The sequence below is a fragment of the Schauerella aestuarii genome (assembly GCF_009866805.1).
In the GTDB taxonomy this organism is placed as follows: domain Bacteria; phylum Pseudomonadota; class Gammaproteobacteria; order Burkholderiales; family Burkholderiaceae_B; genus Schauerella; species Schauerella aestuarii.
In genome coordinates this window covers 232,225-252,397 of sequence record NZ_SIZW01000041.1, presented here as the reverse complement: position 1 = coordinate 252,397, position 20,173 = coordinate 232,225, and the positions used below count along the sequence as shown (strand labels likewise).

Genomic DNA, 20,173 nt, shown 5'->3' with positions numbered 1-20,173 from the left:
TTTGACATACTGCGCGCTTTTCACGAGCGCCACGTTGCCGGTCAGTCACGCACCGCGTTAACGATGCACCCGGCATCGTTGCGCCCAACGTACACGACTTGACCTCTCGCTGCTGGCGCGCCGAACAGGCTCGTCAGCATGTCAGATCTGCTCCAACGCCGCACCGCCCTTCTGCTCAGTGCGGCGATCGTCGCCCTCGCTGTGGCCGGCGCCTTCCAGCATCACTCGCCGGTGCCCTATTGGGACATGTGGAACGGCTACCTGCAGTTCTACATGAACGCGACCGACGGCATGGTCGATTCATGGTGGGCGCAACATAACGAACATCGCATCGTCCTGGCGCGCCTGCTGTTTTTCATCGACATCGCCTGGTTCGACGGTCTGGGCTACTTCCTGATCGCCACGCAATTATTGATGATTGCCGCAGCGGCCGCGCTGTGGATATCGGTGCTGCGTGATCAGGCGGCGGGTGCCCGTCGCAGCGCACACCGCACGCCGCGCTTCATCTTCGCGTGCGCCAACACCGCTGCTCTCTTCCTGTGGATGCAGCACGAGAACCTCACCTGGGCGTTTCAAAGCCAGTTCTTTTTGGTGCAACTCCTGCCGCTCGCCGCGCTCATCTGCCTGTACCGCTCGGACGATGGCGCACGCGCCACATGGCTGTTTGTCGCGGCATGCGCACTCGGCGTGGCGTCTGCGGTCACGATGGCCAACGGCGTGCTCGCCCTTCCGTTGCTGATGCTCACGGCGATCGTTCTGCGCCACGGCAGCACGCGCATCCTGCTTTTGGCGATCGCCAGTGCGGTAACGCTCGTCGCCTACTTCGCCACCTATCAGTCACCGCCGGGTCACGGTTCGATCGTTGGCACCTTGACGACGATGCCGTTCCAGTTCGTACGCTATGTGCTGCGCTACCTGGGCGCACCCGTTTTTCATTTGATGGACGGTGGCGCATATGCACGCTCGGCGGCGGTGATTGCAGGCGCTGTGTTGTGCCTCTTGACCGCTTGGCGCGCCTGGAAAATTCTCCCGCTGGCCACGCGCCACAAGCCCACCACCGCCGTGCTCGCCTACCTGGCTTATCTGATCGCCACGGCGGCCGCCACCGCTGGCGGGCGGGCGATGTTCGGCGCCGATCAGGCCTTGAGCAGCCGCTACGCCACGCCCGCGCTCATGGCCTGGGTCGCCGTCGCCGTGATCTATGCGCCGGTGATGTTGAACGCCACCGTGCGGCGTGCACAGGCCGCCGGTGTTGTCGCACTGGCCGCGTTGACGGGCTTACTTGCAGCACAAACGCACGCTGTGCTCACGCATTCCGGCACGGCTTTCGAGCGTGAGGTATCGGCGTTGGCTTTGGCCATGACCGTGCACGACACACCGCAAATCAAAAAGGTGTTTCCTGCGGTTGCGTTCGTGCAAAACACGGCACGGCAGGCCGCTGCGCGCGGCATCTCGATCTTCGCCCAACCGCCTTATCGCGACGTCTCGAAGCACATGGGCACCTCGCAGTTGCTTGGCACCTTCGCCACCTGCAAAGCCGGCATTACGCACATCGACACGCTTGCCGACGATCCCGACCATGTGAAAGTAGCAGGCTGGATCGAACATGCCGCCAGTGTCGACCTGAAAGCGGCGAGCCTGGCGAATGCCGACAAACGCATCGTAGGCTGGGTCATGATCGATCCTGCAACGCGCGTGTTGACAGCCGACAGCGCCAATAAACGCGCGTCGTTCTCCGGATATGCGCGTACCGCCGAAGGCGTACTGACATCGATCGGCGATCGTGACGACGGCGTTGGGTGTTCGCTCGCCATACCCGCCGATATCGCGTTGCGTTAACCCCTCACTCCTCCAGAATCTCGAAACGCTCCGGTGGCGACGACGCCAGTTCGGCCCAATCGAGCTCGCGCTCGAGCACATGAAACACGTCGTCTTCGATCTTGTCGTCGCGTCGCAGCTCTGCCAAAGCCGCGCGCTTGGCCTTGATGCCCTTGCGCAACAGACGATGCACCTGCTGACCGGCCCGGGGATGGCTGCCCGCCTCGGACGCCTCCCGGTCTTCCAGATAACTCTGCCGCACACGCACAGCCGCCTCATCCTCGCGCGTGCCCAACGCATCCAGGGCGCGGTCCAGCAAGATCAGCCGCGCTGCACTCAACTCACGCGCCATCGAATCGTCCGCTTTCAAGCCCAGCCAGCCGATCAACGGCCCCAGCGTCAGGCCTTGCACCACAAGCGTGCCCAGCACCACGGCGAGCGCGCTCAACAAGATCAGATCGCGCGACGGGAATGACGCCGGCAGCGCCAACGCCGCCGCCAGCGTCACCAGGCCGCGCATGCCGCACCAGGCAACCACCACACCCTGTGCCATCGTCGGCCGCTGATCATGGCCGCGATCGCTGCCGACCGACCGCACCACGCGGGTGTAAAGCACCACCCACACCAGCCGCACCGCAATCACCACGAGCAACACGGCGCCCGCGAAAATCAGAGCGCTCCAGAGTTCTGCCGCAGCCAGCTTGGTCACGATCACACGTGCCTCCAGCCCCAGCATCAAAAAGGCGAGGATATTGAGCAGGAACACGATCGTTTCCCACACCGCATAGGAGTGCACCCGATCGCTGGCCGCCTGCCGCTCGGGAATGAAGCGCGCCGCCGTCATGGCATAGGCCACCACACACAGCACCGCAGAAAGATGCAAACGCTCCGCCACGATCCAGGCCACGAACGTCGTCACGAACTCGAACAGCGTGCCACCCAACGTGCCTGCCATCCGACCCGCCAACGCCACATAAAGGCGGCCGATCGCGAACCCCAACAGCAATCCGCCCGGGGCGGCCAGCGCCAGCATGGGCACAAGCCCCCAGCCCTCATCGGGTGCTGCGGCAAAGCCCACCGCTGCGCCGAAAATCAATAGCGCCACGGCATCGTTGAGCAGGCTCTCGCCTTTCAGCACCACCACCGTATGGCGCGGCAGATTGAAGCGCGACAGCACGGCAGCCGCCGCAGCCGCGTCGGGCGGTGCGACGATCGCTCCCAGCGCCACCGCAGCCGCCAGCGGCAACGCCGCCATCGCCATGCCGAGCCACGCGACCGCCGCCGTGGTGAGCAACACCGCGACGGCTGCCAAGGCCAACAGCGGCAACCAATTGCGCAGCAACACCCGCGGCGGCAGGTCGTAGCCCGCTTCCAGCAGCGCGGGCGCGATGAACAGCGCCAAAGCCAGCTGGGGATCGATTTCGATCGCGGGCGCCCAGGGCAAGGCTGCAACGCCAAGTCCGGCCAGCGCGAGCATCGTGGGATAAGGGATGGAGAAGCGCCGGGACACTTGCAGCAGCACAATGGCCACCAGCAGGAGCAGCAGGGTGCTTTCGAATAGGTTCATGAGGGCCGCGCTCCGCGGCTGAGGTAGCCGCAACGGCTCCAGGCGCAAGCCTCGTACCGTGCCGCCTCAGGCAGCCCTCAAGACCCGCGAGGCGTCAGCCAAGTCTGCAACGCATCCACCGTGCGGCGCGTGGCGCCCGCATGACCCTGCCCCCACGCGCGGGCAGCGGTGCGCATCTGGGCCAGACGCGGGGCATCGGCAATCAGCGCCTGGGCGGCCGCGATGGCGGCTTGCGCGTCGGCCACGCGAATCGCCGCGCCCGCTGCAATGGCGTCCTCGGCGGCTTGCTCGAAATTGAACGTATGCGGCCCGAAAATCACGGGCGTGCCGGCCGCACAGGACTCGATCAGATTCTGCCCGCCCAATTGTGCGAAGCTGCCGCCGATAATCGCCACGTCCGACGCGGCGTAGTAAAAGCCCATCTCGCCCAGCGTATCGCCCATCATCACGCGCGTCTCGGCCGCTGGAGGTGCCGGAAACTCGCAGGCACGGTTCATATTCGACCGGCACTCGAAGCCCAGCCCGCCCCGGCGCACCGTCTCGGTAGCCGAGCCGAAGCGCTGGGGATGGCGCGGAATCAACCAGAACAGCGTGTGGTCCGACACCTGCGCCTTGATGGCCTCGACAAACGGCTCATCCTCGCCCTCGCGCGTGCTCGCCAGCGCGATGACCGGACGCGCCGCCAACTCGCGCCACCGTCGGCCGGCGGCAATCTGCGCTTCCGGCAGTTGCACATCGAACTTGATATTGCCCGTCACCCGCACCGGCGATGCGCCGGCTTGCCGCAGCCGCGTCGCATCGGCGCTGGTTTGCGCCAGCACGGTATCGATCCCGCTGAACGCCTCTTTCATCACATGGCCCATATTGCGCGCCTGACGCAAGGCGCTGTCCGAAAAGCGGGCGCTGACCAGGGCCATCGGCACTTTGAAATAGCGCGCCGATGCGAGCAGATTGGGCCACACCTCACGCTCGATCAGCAGACCGATCCGAGGCCGATAAGCTTGGATGAAACGATCGGTCGAGGCGGGAAAGTCGTAAGGCAGCCAAGTCTGCAGCAACTGTTTGGATGCGATGGCGTCGGCAAAAGCACGTGCGCCCTCTTCCCGGCCGGTGGCCGTCGTATGCGTAAGCAGTACCTTATGGCCTTGTGCCAACAACGCCGCGATCAGGGGATGCGCCGCCCGGGTTTCGCCCAGGCTCACGGCATGCACCCACACCGGGCGCGTCACCGGATCGGTCGCCACACCCTCGACCGGATGGCCGAATCGCGCCTTCGAAAAAATGCCCCACTCGCCGCCTGCCCGGCGGGCGCGTCTGGCCATCCAAAGCCAGATCAGAGGCGCGGCCAATCTCAGCAACAGCGTGTAGAGAGGCCGCCGCATCTTCAAGCCGCCGCCAACGCTTGGTCCACCGCCGCCAGCACCACGCTGCGCGACGGCGATGCACCCCGATCGCCCAGGCTGGCATTGAATGCCGAGCCGGTCAACGGCGTGCGCACCGGAGTGGACGCCTTGTAAATACCGATGGTGGGTCGGCCCACCGCAGCGGACAAATGCGTCAACCCACTATCCAACCCCACCATCATGCGTGCGCCGGCCAACACCTCAGCGATCTCGGTGAGCCCCATGCGCGGCAGCACTTCCGCATTGGCGCGCCCGGCAATCAGTTGCTGCGCCCGCGCCGTCTCCTGGGCGTTGCCGGCCAGCAGCTTCAAGGCGCAGCCCCGCGACTGCAGCAGATCGAACACGGCATGCCAATCCTCGACCGGCCACAGCTTATCGTCGCGGCTGGCCGACGGCATGATGACCGCATAGGGATGCTCGCCGGTATCGCGCTTGAACATCTGCAGCCCGAAATCCGGCGGCCCCTCCGGCGTATAGCCGAACGTCTTGCCCGCCAACTCACGCTGCCGGATCACCGCCGGTTGCCAGAATTGCACCCGATGCCGCACATCGTAGAAAAACGACGCCAGCGGCTCGCGGGCCGATTTGAAGTCCAGACCATGCCGTACGCCATGGGTCTGGCGTACCAACCACGCCGATTTGAGCAAGGCCTGCATATCCAGCACGATGTCGTACTGCGAACTCTTGAGCTTGCGCTTGAGGGCCGCGCGCTCGGTGCGCACGCTGGCCGAAAACCAGGACTTGCGCCAGCGCCGATGGGCGACCTTGATGACCTCATTGACCGCCGGATGCCAGGCGGGAATCTCCGCAAAGGACTCTTCGGCGACCCAATCGATGTGCGGATCGGGCACATGGCGCGCGATATCGGAGATCGCCGGCAGCATGTGGACGAGGTCGCCTAACGACGAGGTGCGAACGATCAGGATTCTTGTGGGCATGTAGCGGTTGCTAGGCCAATGACTGCTGGAAACCTCGGGAATTTAACTCATTACGGTCCCGGGGGGATGAGGGGACGGCCATGTGGATGATACGAACCTGACAATTTGAATGGAAGTGCCGTCGCCGCAGGACGGATTGGCGAAGCGTTGTTGATATCTCAGCGCCCGTCGTTATCGAAGGTCGCGCGTATCGGTATCACCCAATCAATGGTGTTTGACGTCGAACCCCGCACGGATTAAATCGAGTGGCCGACGGCCTCGCTACCAGCTTACAGAAAGTCTGAAAATGGCCTGCCATATGGCATACTTCGCCCAAATTTTCCCGACAAGACAAGCGCTTATGAGTTATTCAGCCTCTACTCAAAATCAAACTCCGACTCGCAACGCGCCCGTTGCAAGCACTCTCGTCGGATTATTGGGTTTGATTCTGGCGGGATTATTTTTCGTGCCATGGGCGCCGCATTTTCCATCGATCGGTTTGGACCCTTCCTGGAAATACGGCTTGAACGACGCTTTGGCGCATGGCGCCGTCTTCGGTGGCGATGTGGTCTTTACTTTTGGACCCTACGCGTCGGTTTATAGCAGAAGCTATCACCCCGCAACAGACGGCCTGATGATCGGCGGCAGTATCGTCTACGCCTTGGGATTTTGCGCGGCATTTCTCATGTTGGCTTGGCCGCGTCGCGTCTGGCTGCTCGTCGGACTTCCGGTGATCGTCTCCTTTTTGCTCAATCGCGACGCGGCATTCATGGCGTTGCCCTTTGCACTGTTGGCGGTTGTCGTACGCTGCACGCAGGATGAGACATCGCCCTGGCGCCTACGGCCTGGGCCCGCGGTTCTGATCGGCATCGCCCTCGCCACTTGCGCGATTGCATTTTCCCCACTGATCAAAGGCAGCTTCGCTGCCACCAGCGGTTTCGCATCGGCGCTGATTTTTATTGTTCTGATTCGACGGCATGTGGCGGCTGCCATCAGCTTTGCCGTGCTGTTTGCGCTGTCCCTGGCCGGCGCCTGGCTTATCGCCGGCCAGCCTCTGGATGCATTGCCGCATTTTTTCCTGGCTCAAGCCCCTGTCGTATCGGGCTACACCAATGCGATGTCTGCAAACGGGCCCGCTGCCGTCGTCGTGATCTATGCCGTCGGTGCGATCGCCCTTTTTGCCCTGTTCTATCGCCGAGCCGCACGCCACATGGGCCTGCCAGGTTATGTCCTACTGCTGGGGCTGGCCTTCACATTGTTCGTGAGCTTCAAAGCAGGTTTCGTGCGTCAGGATGGCCACGTTTTCATTTCGGGCGAATTGCTACTTTTTATCGGCTTGATGGGTGCCATGCTGCTGCCCGTGCGCCACGCGGCGGCAGGTTTGATCGTAAGCGCGTTGGCGTGGGGCGCCATGGGCAATGCGATCCTTCCGGTAAATGGTCCCTTCATCGTCGATCGGCTCGCGCAGACCTGGCGCGGCACGGTCGACGGGCTCGCCACACGCGTCAACACGCCCGAAGCCTTGCAGGCGCAATATGACGCATCACTTGCCGCCATTCGCAGCCAGGAGCCCATGCCGGCGATTACCGGCACAGTCGACATCTATCCCACCGAGATTTCGGGACTGCTTGCCGCGGGGTTGAAGTGGGCGGGGCGCCCCGTCTTTCAAAGCTATTCCGTATACACCCCGGAGCTTAATCAACTCAACAACGCTCATCTCACGAGCGATGCCGCACCCGACACGGTGCTCTTCGCCTTCGATCCCATCGATGGTCGCTTGCCGGCGCTGGACGACAGCTTGAGTCTGCGTACGCTGCTTACGCACTACGGCGCGACAGAAATGGCGGGACGCTGGATGGTGATGAAGAAGGACGACAAGACCCTTCACGACCGCCTGACACCTGCAAAAACGCAATCGACACGGGTCCGCACCAATAACCCGATTCGCCTGCCCACCGATACCCCCGTGTGGATGACCGTCGACATCTCGCCCACGATGCTGGGCCGTGCGGTAAGCACGCTCTACAAACTGCCGCGAGTATGGATCGTACTGCAATTGGAAAACGGCGAGACCATTCGCCATCGCTTCATTCCGGGCATCGGTCGCAGCGGCTTCCTGGCGTCGCCTTATGTCGATAAACCCGAGCAGTTGCGCGACCTCCAGCTCAACGCCCCCGGACAACGACGCGTGGCATCGGTGACGATCGAATCCAACGACCCGAAGCTCTGGTCCGAGCAGATGAACATCAGCCTGACGCCCATGAACGTCACACCGCCGCCGGCGCCTCGCTCGTTGACGATCGGGCCCAAAACCGAATCTGCGATCGCCGAAACGCCACGGCAGACTGTGGATTAAGAGGGGAGCCGCAAATAGCGGTTAGCGGTTGGCGGTTGGCGGTTGGCGGTTAGCAGTAGCAGTAGCAGTAGCAGTAGCAGCGTCATCAAAATAACGATTCGAAGGAGACTGCATTTGCTAAAGAGAAACGCACTTCCTCTGCTGGCTGCGATTGCCGCAATGGGCCTGTATGTACACCGGGTCGGGTCGGCACTCTGGCGCCCTTATCTGTACGCGGAAGATGGCAAGGTCTTTTTGCAGGAGCAACTGCTGCTGGGTGTGGATGCGCTGTTCACGCCCTTTGCCGGCTACGTGCATGCAGTTCCACGACTTACCGCATTGATCGCTGCGCCATTCAGCGCAGTATGGGCGCCGACGATCTACGCCTGGATCAATCTCGGTGTAATGGCGTGGGTCGCATTAATCGTCGCATTCTGCCGATTGCCGTACGCGTGGTTATTGGCGCTGCTGTTGTTTGCCGTTCCTCACACGGGCGAAGTCTTCGGCACCATTACCAATGCGCAATGGATCATGGCATGTGCGCTGCCGCTGATCGCCATGACGTCAACCCCAGAGGCATTCGCCAATCGCATTAATCAACGAATATTCGTAGGGCTTGCGGGCCTGTCGGGACCTTTTTCACTTTTCGCTTTGCCGCTGTTCTTATGGCGCGCTTTCGAGCACCGTGATCGACACGCCGTCTGGCTCGCCGCGCTGGCAGGCATCGCCGCCCTCGTTCAAATCATTTCCGTCGCCTCGAACTATGTGAGCTTTCAAGGCGAACGCGAACCGCTACATTTGGCGCTCACGATTCTCGATCGCTGGATGGGAAGCCTGGCGTATGGTTGGCGTAGCGATACCTGGTATGCGCTAATGCTCACGCTCTGCTTTGGGGCAATCGTTTTCGCATTGGCATGGTTCTCAACTCAACGGCGCTTGAACGTTGCCCTGCTTGTCTTCATCGCCTTCGTGCTTGGTTCGACATGGCTGAAATTCATGCCGGGGCATTCACGCCACCTCGACTTTCCGACGATGGACGATCGATATTTCTACATTCCCAAAGTGCTCACCGTGTGGATCCTCGCCGGCGCACTCTATGCGAACGCGCATTGGAAGAAAATCGTCGGCATGTTGACGCTCGTGCTAAGTATCGGTGCGGTCGAGAACGGTGGACTGGAATGGTGGCGCAAATACATTTATCCGCATAAACCATGGACCGAACAGGCCAGACACATCGATGCGGGACATGCAGTAAATATTGCCATCAATCCGGAGCCCTACAGCGTTCAGCTACCCGCCAGAGCAGGCAATAACACCTGATCTCAAATCAGGTTGCGCTCAGGCAACCGATCGGCGCAAGCGACCTGCGCCGCAAGCGGAGCGGCTCGCAGAGCCCTCCACGCGAGTGGCGCTGCGCCGCCTTATGGTGGTGATACGGTCACCCGATCCGGTGGCCCAGCCCGATTGCCGTCAACAATCGCGCCCTCGTAATACACGTGCAGATAGTCGCCCAGGGAAACAGCCTCTGTGATCCGGCGTCGCTCGCCATCGCGAAACGTTAGTAGGGCACCCGGCACATAACGCGTGCGCGCGGCGTCGCCATTGCGCGTCAGAAACATCGGCCGCCCACGCGCAAATCCAAACACCCACTCGGCATTTGTGGGATAGAAACCGATCGGCAAATGGCTATCGTCCCTTCCCCCCTTTGACGGTGACGTGATAAAGGGCAGGAAGGTCTCGACGTTCGTCGCCAGCAACACTTCGCTCACGTTGAGCTCGTTGTAGAGGAACAGCACATCGCCCCCCTCTTCCGAAAATACAAACGACGCCAGCCGTTGCATATCCTCTGCGCTCAAGCTGCGGATCGTGTTGGTCGCCAACTGCACGACCTCGCGATAGTACGGCGTCATCCATCGGCTCAAATACGGGCCGAACGAGTCCGAGATAATCACGAGTTTTCCGGGCGCGGCTTTCGGATTTTTATAGTGCGACACGATCATCAGGCGCGCCGCAATATCCTCGACTGATCCAAAGCATCCTGCGCCGCCCGTACAGCCTTCAATGCCAGACGCAACGAGATCCGGTTCCAGCACGCGATTGCGGGGACTCGGCACCCCGATGAGCGCCTCGCCGATATTCTCAGGCACCTTGTCGATCACGGAAGTGATCAAGGGCGTCCCTGCCGGGCGTCCATACGCCTGCGCCAGTTCAGCCGCCTGCCGTCGCACCGCTTCGCCGTCCCAATGAAAATTGGAGCGCGGATAGACCTCGTATTGCTCGCGCTCGCGCTGCATGCGTTGCAGGGGATAGAGCACGCGTGTCCGATTGGCGTTGTCGAGCAACGGTGACTTCACAACCTGCTGTATCGGATACGAGCCGCCGCAATAGTCGCCGAACCAGCCAGGCAGATGATCGCGATAAACATTCGAGGCGGCGGGCACGATGAGCAGGCGCGCATTGAACCCACGCGACACCGTGGCCGAAAGGATCCGGTCGATCACATCCGCCTGATAGTCGGTGCTCCATAGCGGCGACCCCTTGCCACAGGCACGCAACAACATGCCATCCAAAGGCGCATTCTCGCCGTCTGCCGAGCGAAACAACCAATCTTCGCGGCCAAGCAAAATGTCTTTCTTCGCCGACTCGGCAAACAACTCGAAACGCAGCCGGTTATTGAGCCGAATCAGCGGATCGCGCAAGCCGAACTGATCGTTCACGTAATCGCTGACCTTGGCCGGCCATGCAAACGTCGCCTCTACCGTGCGCGGCAAACCGGGCCATTGTGCGAACAGACGATTCTCCGCCTTGATCGTTGGAGGCGAGAGTGCGCCAATGATCGCAGGTATTGCAAATGCCGCCACGACCAGCCACCCAGCTACCGGGCCCCACCCACGTCGTCGATGATTGTCGTGGACCATGATCAAAACCGGAAATAGATGAAGGGGTTATACGTGCCTGCTGCCAGGCTCGCCACACTCACCATGAAGAGAATGGCCAGCGTGGGCACCGCGAGCGCTTTCAACCACTGCGCGTCGAGCATGCGCTGCTGAATCGCGCCCGGCCATTGATCGCGCCGAAAAAGGGCAAGCCCCGCGCCGATCACGATCGCCACCACCGCGGTGTGCGGCACGTACATCTGCCACGGCGCAGCGGTGCCGCTCGATGCCCCAAACATCACGGCAAGATACGACACGGCGTGCGGCACGGTGTCCGCTCGAAAGAACACCCAGCCCAGCATCACGGCCAGCAAGGTATAGACCCTGCATATCACGCTCGGCAGACGCGCGAGCAAGTTCGACCCACCCGCCCGCTCGATCACCAGCAGCAGCCCATGCCAGGCGCCCCACACCACGAACGTCCACGCTGCCCCGTGCCATAGCCCACAGAGTAGGAAAACCAATGACAGATTGAAGTAAATGCGCCAGGGACCTACGCGACTGCCACCCAGCGGGATGTAGAGGTAATCTCGAAACCAGCTCGACAAGCTGATGTGCCAGCGACGCCAGAACTCGGTAATCGACAGCGAGGAATAAGGCTGAGCAAAATTGATCGGATACTGAAAGCCGAGCATGCGTCCAAGACCGATCGCCATGTTTGAGTAGCCGGCGAAGTCATAGAAGATCTGGATCGAATAAGCGACGATGCCCCACCACGCCAAACCGGGCGACAGGCCCGCGGACTCAAGTCCGAAAATGCGATCGGCCGAGATGGCAACCGTATTTGAAATCAGCACTTTCTGCGCCAGCCCCACCAGAAACTGCGCCAATCCGCTCATCACATCGGCGTTGCCGATGTGGCGGGAGCTAATCTCACGCGCCACCTGTTGATAACGAACGATGGGCCCGGCAATAAGCTGCGGAAACATCGCCTTGTACATCGCGAAGTTCACAAAGCTGCTCTGTGCGGGTATCACGCCACGATAGACGTCGATCAGATAGGAAATCCCCTGGAAGGTCCAAAAGGAAATCCCCAGTGGAAGCAGAATCTCCGGCACGGGCAGCGGCGACCGGTGGGGTCCGATCAAATCGTTGAACGCCGAGAGCAGAAAGCCGGTGTACTTGAAGTAAATCAATACCAGGAGATTCAACGCCACGCCCGCCACGAGAATCCACCACTTCATACGTCCGGCTGCACGAAATACCAGCGCACCGAAAACGTAATTCAGTGTGGCCGATGCCAGAAGCAACGGAACGAACCTGGGCTCTCCCCACGCGTAAAAGACGATGCTGCCCAGCAACAGCGTCAGATTCTTGTACGACGTGAAATAGTAGATGCCGAAGAAAATCGGCAAGAAATAAAACAGGAACGTAATGGAACTGAAGACCATGTCTCGTGCGCTCGGTCACGCCTCTAGCGGCAGGTAATGTCGACGAAAGCCAGGCGCCAAGATCGGGCGTGCAAGCGGGCTGGATACTAGTTCCGGATTGTAAAGGGACGGCCCGGCACCTGCACTTGCAACCTGCATGCCGGTGCCTGACCGATCAATACGAGCGACGCGCCAAGTTGTTTTACGTCCACATACCCGGAAAATCTCGTCAGGTCAGTGAGCGATGCCGCATCGTTTCTCGCGTCGCGCCCGCGCACCATGGTGAGGGCGAAACCGACCACCCGCCCATCTGCACTTCGCATTGACACCAGGGACGGCGTACGTCGCGCCCAGGGGCTGCTGATCAAGCCATCGATGCGCAGGAATCGGTCATCGCCAGCAATCGGTTGAAGCTGCGTTAGCGATCCGCCGCACTGCAACATGGGCGCATCGTTCTGCATCGGCAGACCGACGGTCTGGTCGACCGGATCCAGCAACGGATCGCCAAACACGCCCACGTCATCGGCATCAAGCGGCTTGCTCAAAACCAAGGCGTGATCGGCATTCGGGTAGATGCGTCCGATCTGCCCCTGATCGCGTATCTTCATGTCCAACGCCAGCACTGCGATCCAGCGTTCGAAAGCATTCTCTCGATTATGATTGAGTGCCGAGTGCTGTACGGGCCACATTGCGAGCGGAATCATCAACAGCGCCGCGGCGCCCATCCACGGCAGCCGCGCTAGCCCGCGCAAAAGCGCCGGCGCCAGCAGCACAAGCAGGGCACACCAAGCCATCAATGCCGGTGTCTGATAACGACTGGACGCCGCCTGCGCAATCCCATGGTCATATCGACCCAATGCGGTCAACAGCGCGGTTGCTGTGACGTACAACATGAAAAGCGACAGTGCGATGCCCAACCCGTCGCGAGGCTCCCGGCGAGTCGCGTGCGCCAGGTAACCAAGTGCCGACAAGAACAGCACGCTGCCTGCAGCCGCTGCCAAAGGCGCCGCCAGACTCGTCGGCAACGTCGCCTGATTGGAAATGGCCCAGAACACGGGCGCGCCCAGATAAACCAGCGTGTACTGTGCAAGTGCAACGGCGTGCTGCGTGAGCACATCGATCGACCGGGTGGCGGCAGACGACTGATAGTCGCTGAAGTAATAGCCCAGTGTCGCCACCGTCAGTATGCCCAGCACGAGAACCCGGCGTCTGGATTGACCCGACAGCACCGCCATCACAACCAGCAATGGCAACGCGCCCACGCCGTTTGCCATCGTCGCACACGCGGCGACGCCCAGCACGCAAGCCGCGGCGAACCAGCGGCGATGCAAGGGCGACTGCGATCGATACAGCGCCAGCAAAGCCGCCAACGGCACACTCTGCGCCAGAAAGAACTGACTTTGAAACGCCCAGTTGAAGTTCTCCGATTGGGCCCAGGAAAATCCCGCGACCGGTATCAGCGCCGCAACAAGCAACGCGCCGGACGGTGCCGCCAAGGCCCCGATTCGTTCCCGCAATGCCCATAGGAAAAGCATCACTGCCGCCGCGGCCAGCAGGTAGTTCACGATCACCAGAAAAATGAACGTTGCGCCAAACAAATTGAAGTCGAGCCAGAACAACGCACGAGAAATCAGGATGCGATGCTCGTTATGCTGCCCCCACCACGCTTGCCATGTCGACAGATCGCTCTGCGTAAGGAACCCGATATAGCCTTGCCACATGTCCCAATACGGCACAGGCACGTATTGCCGCACGCCGCCCACCACCGCAAAAGCAATAAACACTACCGCCAGTACCGCCATGACCATGCCGGCATGGCCAAGCACGCCCAATCGGGCCACGCCAGCGCGGACTCGGCTCCAGACGCTTGATCGTTGAGCTGCAGTCGGCTCACCGATAGCGTTACGCGCGGGCGAAAGATCTGGAGTGTCGATCATGAATACGTGCCGCCGCCGGCGCGCCGCACATGCGCACGATCAAGCATTTCCAGGCGAATCACTGCAATCAGTCCGGCAACGATGGCGAACCATAACGTCGCCAACCGGATACCCACGGCAGCCAGGGACGCAAGGCCAAGCGCCACACCTTGATCGCCCAATAGCGCAACAATGACCGCCTCGGTCGATCCCAGTCCGCCCGGCAACATGGACGCCGCGCCTGCCAGCATGGCCGCCGGATAGATCGCCAGCGCCCGCTGCCAGGGCAACGCCATCCCCAGCTCGGACAACAGCCACGCAAAGGCGCCAGCCGTAACGCCCCACGCGGCGATGCCCAGGAGCAAGGCCTTCAGCACGCGCCCAACCGTCAACCACTGCCGCAAGCCCACCACACCGGCACACACGGTAAGCACGACTGCCGCAATGCGCGGCATGGACCACGCCACCAACCGATCGCCAATGGCCTGCAACAACGCTGGGAAGAACGCGCACACAAGCACTGCAGCGACGACCACCGTCACGAATATCAACAACGTGGTGTAGATGCCACCAAACGCGCCCCACCCCAAGAACGCCAAGAGCAGCACTGCCACCAGATCGAGCATGCGCTCGAAGACGAACGCCGCCACCACCGTTTCGGCGGGCACGCCTTGCCTGCCGTAATACCGAATGCGTACAAGCTCACCTACCTTGCCCGGTGTCGCGGTAAAGGCAAAGCCCGCCAAATAGGCCGCGAGCGCCCGCCACCCATTCAGCTGATGCCCTGCCATTCGAAGCAGCCACCACCACCGCGCGTACCGCAACAGCCACGAGGCGACCGTAAGCGCGAGCAGCACCGGCATCGCGCTCGCCAGCGTGGGCAGCAGCGCAAACACGCCTCTCTCGCCATCCAGCCACACGAGCACGCCCAGATACGCCGCCGTCACGATGGCCAAACTAATCAGTGCGTGATTGATGCGCATATCGCCGCCCGTGGATCAGCGAAAGGAAAAATGCTTGTGGCCGAGATAGCTCGTGAACACGGGAAACACCACACCCACCGCGTGTGCAATCTCGCGCACATAGGATGTGACGCCCATCGCCGGCAATACGTAATATGCCAAACTCACACTGATTGCCCAGGTTTGCGCGATCGCCACCACATTGACCAGGCAAAACATCAGCGCGGAACGGTGCAGCCCCTGCTTGCTTTCCTTGAACACGAAAAGCTTGGCGAGAATAAATGCCGTCACCATCCCCGTCAGATAGGCCACGATCACGGCGGCCTGATATCCCATCACCTGGTTGTAGGCGATGCGGCTCAGAAAATTGACGAGCGCGGCCGTGCCGCCCGTGACGATGAACACCACGAACTGCCGCGACAGAAAAGCCGAGGTCACGCTGCCGCCTGCCGGGCCATCTTGCGGCCGAAATCGATACTTTCCGAGATGCCCCGATCTTCGGGGTAGTAATACGACGTGTCGGCCGCCCACAACCCTTTCACGGGCAACGCCACATCAGGCAGACGCGCCGGGAAGCCGGGCTCGCAAATCGGTTGCGCGTAGCGATAACGACTTGCCTTGATATCAATGAAATCCTCTTCCACCAGGTCGGGATTGATCGTCTTTAGATAGCGCTTCACTTTCTCGATGAAGTGCGCATCCGGCTCCTGATACAAGGGATGCTCGCCGGGCACGTAATAAGGCACGTACACGATGTGGTGCGGCATCGGTCGCAGATTCGAATATTCGACCAGACCCGGAATATCCATCTCGGGTGAATTGATGTTGAGCCAGAAATTCTCGGATACCGGCTTGCGCAGCTTGGCGATGATGCAGACCACTGCAATGTTGTGCATCGAGCCGAACTTGGCCAGCACATCCTGAGGCAGATCCGGCATCACGCGCGAGACCAGCGGCAACGGAATCGTGCTGATCACCTTGTCGAACGCCTCGAAACCTTCTGGCGTTTCCACACCTTTGATCACGCTATCTTCCATGCGCACACGCGTTACCGGTGTCTTCAAGCGAAACACGCCGCCGTGGCTTTCGATATCCGAGCGCATCCCTTCAAGCAGCGTATTCGAGCCGCCATCCAGATACCCTAACTTCTCGCGAAACAGGCTGTAGCGCGAGCGGCCGATACGACGAATGCGGCTCCAGATCCACGCCGCCGACAAGTTATTCGCGTAGTTGTAGAACTTGTATTCGAACAAGCGGCGCCACAGCACCTCGTAAGCTTCCTTGCCCACCCAGCGGCGGATCCAGCCTGATGCTTCGACGTTATCGAGCGGCTTCCAGTCGTTGCGCTTGGTGGACAGAAACGCGTGCAACCCATAGCGGAACTTGGCAATCAAGCTCAACCCTGGAAACTTCAAGAGCGCGATCGGATTACCCCAAGGCACGACTTTGCCCTTGTAGTAATACCCCATTTTGGTTTCGGTCCAATGCATCTTGTCGGCCAGGCCGAGCTCGTCCAACACCTTCAAAAAAGCATGGTCCGAGATGCAGTGAAAGTGGTAATAGCGTTCGATGTGCAGACCATTGAAATCGAATGACGCCGTCATGCCGCCAATGCGATCGTCCGCTTCGAATATCACGGGTTCGTGACCGTCTCGTGCGAGCTGATACGCAACAGCCAGCCCCATGGGGCCTGCGCCGAGCACGGCGATGCGCTGCTTGCCGGGCAAGGCGCCGGTGAACGTCGTGCCGGCTGCGGCCCCAGCGTATGTGCCGGCTGCGGCGCTGGCGTCGACACCGGTGGCCTGCGAATTCACGGGGTTCAAAGGATTCGCAGCGTTTGCGGTATTCGCAGGCGTTGCGGGCGCCGGCGGCACGTTCTGGTTATTCATCGTCACGCTCAAAACTCCAATACGACTTTGCCGTACTCGGGATCGTTCATGGTTTGGTCGATGGCCTGCGCAAACGGCGTTGCCGTCACACCAAAGATCGTGGGCCAATCGATCACTTCAAACTCGTCGTGAGCGACGAGCGCCTGCAACTGATCGGCGGTAAACGGCGGATTTTTGTCGAAGGTGCCCCACACCTTCAACAGCGCGTAAAAAAGACCATACGGAATCTTCACGATCTTCGCGCGCGCATTGGTCGCCCGCTTGATCTCGCGAATGATGTCGATGTAATCGACCTTCTCACGCCCGCTGATGTTGTAGATCTGGCCACTGATGCCCTTCTCGATGCAGCTCACGATAATGCTGCAGAAGTCGCCCACGTACAGCGGCTGGCGCATGTAGCGGCCATTGCCCGGGATCGGAAACACCGGCATGCGTTGCATGAAGCGCGACAACCACCCCAGATGCTTGCGATCGAACCACCCAAACATCAATGTGGGACGCAACACGACGGTATTGATACCGCTGGCAAGCACGATCTTCTCTTGGGCGCGCTTCGTATTGGTGTAATCGTCCTTGGCGACCGATTCCACTACCGATGAACTGATATGCACCGTATGGGGAACGTTGTATCGCTTGATGACTTCCAGAATGCGTTCAGTCGACGTGATGTTGTTGCGAATGAACGGTTCCGGATTCGGGTCACCGATCTGCGCCTGCAGCATCACGACTTCGTCAGCGCCCTCGAAATGACGCGCCCAATCACCGGCTTCGGCAAGATCCGCATATTCCACGACGATGTCGGGGTGGAACTTGCGCAGAATCTCTAGATTCGACTTGTGCTTGTCGAGCACCACGAGATTGGTAAACCCCTTGCGCTTCAGATGCGCAACCAGGTTCTGACCGACAAGACCGGCGCCGCCGGTTAAAACGATTTTGGGTGAGGATGTCATATCAAATTCGAATGGAGGGAGTGAATCAATGTTGGGTCGATGCGTACACCGCCATCAAAGATTCAAACGCTTGAATAGCACCGTCGGCACATTGCGAATCGCGAGCATGATCAACGCCCAGAAATGCGGCGCATAGACCGAATCCGACTTGCGTTCGACAGCCTTGCAGATGATCGCAGCCACTTTCTCGGCCGACGCCACCAGGGGCCCCGGCAACGGCAGTCCTTGCGTCATCGGCGTATCGACGAAGCCCGGCTTGATGGTCAACACATGTACGCCTACCTTAAACATGCGTGCGCGCAGCCCTTCGCAGAATGCCGTCACGGCCGCCTTGGCCGATCCATACAGATAATTGGTCGGCCGTCCGCGCTCGCCCGCAACAGAAGAAATCACCGCGATCGTGCCATGACGATCTTTCTCCATCCGGTTCGCCAGATCCGTCAATACGGCAATCACACTCAAGCCATTGCTCGAAAATTCCTTGAGTGCATGGTCGGCGCTTTGCTCGCACTGCTGTTGGTCCGGCAGCGTGCCGTGTGCAATCAGCGCCACATCGATATGCGTCAACGTGCGATAGCACGCATCCAGCATGGCGCCGTGCGCATCGAAGTCATTCATGTCCAGGGCATGCACATCCACCGATACCGCACCGCGTGCGCGCAGATCGTCAGCGGCCTGTGCCAGCTTCTCGGTATTGCGGCCCACCAGAAAAAAGGCGGCCTTCTCGCCTGCCCAGTTTCGTGCGCAGGCATGCGCAATGGCCGACGTGGCGCCGATGATCAAAATCTTTTTCATGACTGCGTCACTCTTTTCCAGAACTGCGAGCACAAAAGCGGATCGCGCAAGGCTTCCACTTCATGCCATTGGGGATAGGCGCTGCGAAAATCCTCGCCGCGCATGTGTGCGTCTTTCGCCGGATACAACCTGCCTCCCGCCTCGTTGACGATAACGTCGAGTTCGCGCAGCAGACGATCCAGGCGCGCGTTATTGGGAAAATCCAGCGCCAGCGACGTGCCCGCCATCGGGAACGACATCAATCCAGGCGAGGCAATGTTGCCGCAGCGCTTGAGTACTGCCAAAAACGAACCGGTGCCCGATCGCGCAATCGCTGCGAGCAACGCCCGCGTTGCCGGTTCGGCGCTGTGATCCGGAATCACGCACTGAAACTGCTGAAAACCGCGCCGGCCATAAATGCGATTCCAGTGAAGAATACCGTCGAGCGGGTAAAAGAACGGCTCGAAATCGGTGCGCGATTGCTGTTTTCCGGCTTTCTGCTTGGCGTAGTAAGCCGAATTGAAAGCACGCAGCGTGACGTTATTGATCGCGGAAATTGGCAATACGAACGGCACGCTTCGCTTACTGCTCGGCTTGATCTCAAGCTCGCCAATACGTGCATGATCGCCCACCATGTAGATGCCACGGCCCGCGGCCTCTCCCGTTGCCAGGCAATCCACCCACGCCACACCATATTCATGGACCGGATCGAGCTCGGCGGAAAGCGTAAAGAACTCCGCCAGTGAACCGAACTTGTACGACGTCACATCGATCGCCGGGGACACGATCGGCATCAATTGAAACTCGACCCAGGTAATGATGCCGGTCAGTCCAAGCCCCCCTATCGACGCCGCGAATAGCGCCTTATTTTGCGTGGGCGAGCACACTAATTCCGCTGCTTTATCGGAACGCGACAGTCCGAACGACAACACATGCCGCCCAAATGTGCCACGGACATGATGGTTCTTGCCATGTACGTCGTTGGCAATCGCCCCGCCCAATGTCACGTACTTCGTGCCCGGCGTAACCGGCACGAACCAACCATTGGGCACGGCGATACTCAGCACGTCGGCAAGCAACACCCCTGCTTCGGCTTTGATGCGCCCACTGGCCCAATCGGCTTCGATGAATCGATTGAGGCCGTCCATCGCAATCACATGATTCGACTCGGCATAGCAGCTGTCACCGTAACTGCGGCCATTGCCGAAAGGCAGTGTGCTGGCATAGCGTTTTCCGAGAGACTGCAGCAAAGCCGGCACGTCGTCACGCCACGCCGCTGCGTGGGCCGCTTGAGGCGTGGCCGGATAACGGCCCCATGACAGACGCGTGGGCAAAC

The 20,173-nt window shown here is 60.6% G+C and carries 15 protein-coding genes; 3 read left to right on the top strand and 12 right to left on the bottom strand.

Annotated features, from left to right (window positions below; translation table 11 throughout):
• Nucleotides 1-138 precede the first annotated feature (138 nt).
• Nucleotides 139-1,839, top strand: a complete 1,701-nt coding sequence (locus tag EYW45_RS12030; RefSeq protein ID WP_161135653.1) for a hypothetical protein — start codon at nt 139-141, stop codon at nt 1,837-1,839.
• A 4-nt stretch (nt 1,840-1,843) separates the two neighbouring features.
• Here EYW45_RS12030 and EYW45_RS12025 read toward each other — a convergent pair whose 3' ends face one another.
• From EYW45_RS12025 to waaC, 3 genes are all read right to left on the bottom strand, one after another.
• Nucleotides 1,844-3,385, bottom strand: a complete 1,542-nt coding sequence (locus EYW45_RS12025) for a cation:proton antiporter (RefSeq protein WP_161135652.1) — start codon at nt 3,383-3,385, stop codon at nt 1,844-1,846.
• A 77-nt stretch (nt 3,386-3,462) separates the two neighbouring features.
• A complete protein-coding gene (locus EYW45_RS12020) occupies nt 3,463-4,767 on the bottom strand; it encodes a 3-deoxy-D-manno-octulosonic acid transferase (protein ID WP_161135651.1) in 1,305 nt (434 codons plus the stop codon).
• A 2-nt stretch (nt 4,768-4,769) separates the two neighbouring features.
• Complete coding sequence (waaC, locus tag EYW45_RS12015) at nt 4,770-5,726, bottom strand: lipopolysaccharide heptosyltransferase I (protein WP_161135650.1); 957 nt, start codon at nt 5,724-5,726, stop codon at nt 4,770-4,772.
• Between the two features lie 502 nt (nt 5,727-6,228).
• On the opposite strand from waaC, the gene EYW45_RS12010 reads away from it, so the two are divergent.
• Nucleotides 6,229-8,061 (top strand): MFS transporter, encoded by a 1,833-nt coding sequence (locus tag EYW45_RS12010; protein ID WP_161135649.1) that lies wholly within the window; start codon nt 6,229-6,231, stop codon nt 8,059-8,061.
• Nucleotides 8,062-8,220: 159 nt separating this feature from the next.
• Nucleotides 8,221-9,360 carry a hypothetical protein gene (locus EYW45_RS12005; RefSeq protein ID WP_161135648.1) on the top strand — a complete coding sequence of 380 codons (1,140 nt, stop codon included), beginning with the start codon at nt 8,221-8,223 and terminating at the stop codon, nt 9,358-9,360.
• Between the two features lie 101 nt (nt 9,361-9,461).
• Here EYW45_RS12005 and EYW45_RS12000 read toward each other — a convergent pair whose 3' ends face one another.
• The 9 genes from EYW45_RS12000 to EYW45_RS11960 form a co-directional block, all read right to left on the bottom strand.
• Nucleotides 9,462-10,958, bottom strand: a complete 1,497-nt coding sequence (locus EYW45_RS12000; RefSeq protein WP_161135647.1) for a hypothetical protein — start codon at nt 10,956-10,958, stop codon at nt 9,462-9,464.
• A 2-nt stretch (nt 10,959-10,960) separates the two neighbouring features.
• Nucleotides 10,961-12,367, bottom strand: a complete 1,407-nt coding sequence (locus tag EYW45_RS11995; protein ID WP_161135646.1) for an MBOAT family O-acyltransferase — start codon at nt 12,365-12,367, stop codon at nt 10,961-10,963.
• A gap of 86 nt (nt 12,368-12,453) precedes the next feature.
• A complete protein-coding gene (locus EYW45_RS11990; protein WP_161135645.1) occupies nt 12,454-14,283 on the bottom strand; it encodes a hypothetical protein in 1,830 nt (609 codons plus the stop codon).
• On the bottom strand, nt 14,280-15,245 hold the full coding sequence (locus EYW45_RS11985; protein WP_161135644.1) for a lysylphosphatidylglycerol synthase transmembrane domain-containing protein: 966 nt from the start codon (nt 15,243-15,245) through the stop codon (nt 14,280-14,282). Before EYW45_RS11985 ends, EYW45_RS11990 begins: the two co-directional genes overlap by 4 nt.
• 15 nt (nt 15,246-15,260) lie before the next feature.
• The gene (locus tag EYW45_RS11980; RefSeq protein ID WP_161135643.1) at nt 15,261-15,662 is read right to left on the bottom strand and encodes a GtrA family protein; all 402 of its coding nucleotides are present in this window, start codon (nt 15,660-15,662) and stop codon (nt 15,261-15,263) included.
• Complete coding sequence (locus EYW45_RS11975) at nt 15,659-16,909, bottom strand: NAD(P)/FAD-dependent oxidoreductase (RefSeq protein ID WP_235939054.1); 1,251 nt, start codon at nt 16,907-16,909, stop codon at nt 15,659-15,661. The genes EYW45_RS11980 and EYW45_RS11975 overlap by 4 nt, the downstream gene beginning before the upstream one ends.
• Before the next feature lie 212 nt (nt 16,910-17,121).
• Nucleotides 17,122-18,063: an NAD-dependent epimerase/dehydratase family protein gene (locus EYW45_RS11970; RefSeq protein ID WP_161135642.1), complete on the bottom strand. Its 942-nt coding sequence runs from the start codon at nt 18,061-18,063 to the stop codon at nt 17,122-17,124.
• Between the two features lie 54 nt (nt 18,064-18,117).
• On the bottom strand, nt 18,118-18,858 hold the full coding sequence (locus tag EYW45_RS11965) for an SDR family oxidoreductase (protein WP_161135641.1): 741 nt from the start codon (nt 18,856-18,858) through the stop codon (nt 18,118-18,120).
• Nucleotides 18,855-20,171 carry an FAD-binding oxidoreductase gene (locus tag EYW45_RS11960; RefSeq protein ID WP_161136216.1) on the bottom strand — a complete coding sequence of 439 codons (1,317 nt, stop codon included), beginning with the start codon at nt 20,169-20,171 and terminating at the stop codon, nt 18,855-18,857. The genes EYW45_RS11965 and EYW45_RS11960 overlap by 4 nt, the downstream gene beginning before the upstream one ends.
• Nucleotides 20,172-20,173 lie beyond the last annotated feature (2 nt).

Coding starts and splice junctions, on each gene's coding strand:
- EYW45_RS11970 (WP_161135642.1), bottom strand. CDS start 18,063: ATGACATCCTCACCCAAAATCGTTTTAACCGGCGGCGCCGGTCTTGTC.
- EYW45_RS12005 (WP_161135648.1), top strand. CDS start 8,221: ATGGGCCTGTATGTACACCGGGTCGGGTCGGCACTCTGGCGCCCTTAT.
- EYW45_RS11985 (WP_161135644.1), bottom strand. CDS start 15,245: ATGCGCATCAATCACGCACTGATTAGTTTGGCCATCGTGACGGCGGCG.
- EYW45_RS12020 (WP_161135651.1), bottom strand. CDS start 4,767: ATGCGGCGGCCTCTCTACACGCTGTTGCTGAGATTGGCCGCGCCTCTG.
- EYW45_RS11965 (WP_161135641.1), bottom strand. CDS start 18,858: ATGAAAAAGATTTTGATCATCGGCGCCACGTCGGCCATTGCGCATGCC.
- EYW45_RS12025 (WP_161135652.1), bottom strand. CDS start 3,385: ATGAACCTATTCGAAAGCACCCTGCTGCTCCTGCTGGTGGCCATTGTG.
- EYW45_RS11990 (WP_161135645.1), bottom strand. CDS start 14,283: ATGATCGACACTCCAGATCTTTCGCCCGCGCGTAACGCTATCGGTGAG.
- EYW45_RS12000 (WP_161135647.1), bottom strand. CDS start 10,958: ATGGTCCACGACAATCATCGACGACGTGGGTGGGGCCCGGTAGCTGGG.
- EYW45_RS11975 (WP_235939054.1), bottom strand. CDS start 16,909: ATGGGGCTGGCTGTTGCGTATCAGCTCGCACGAGACGGTCACGAACCC.
- EYW45_RS11995 (WP_161135646.1), bottom strand. CDS start 12,367: ATGGTCTTCAGTTCCATTACGTTCCTGTTTTATTTCTTGCCGATTTTC.
- waaC (WP_161135650.1), bottom strand. CDS start 5,726: ATGCCCACAAGAATCCTGATCGTTCGCACCTCGTCGTTAGGCGACCTC.
- EYW45_RS12030 (WP_161135653.1), top strand. CDS start 139: ATGTCAGATCTGCTCCAACGCCGCACCGCCCTTCTGCTCAGTGCGGCG.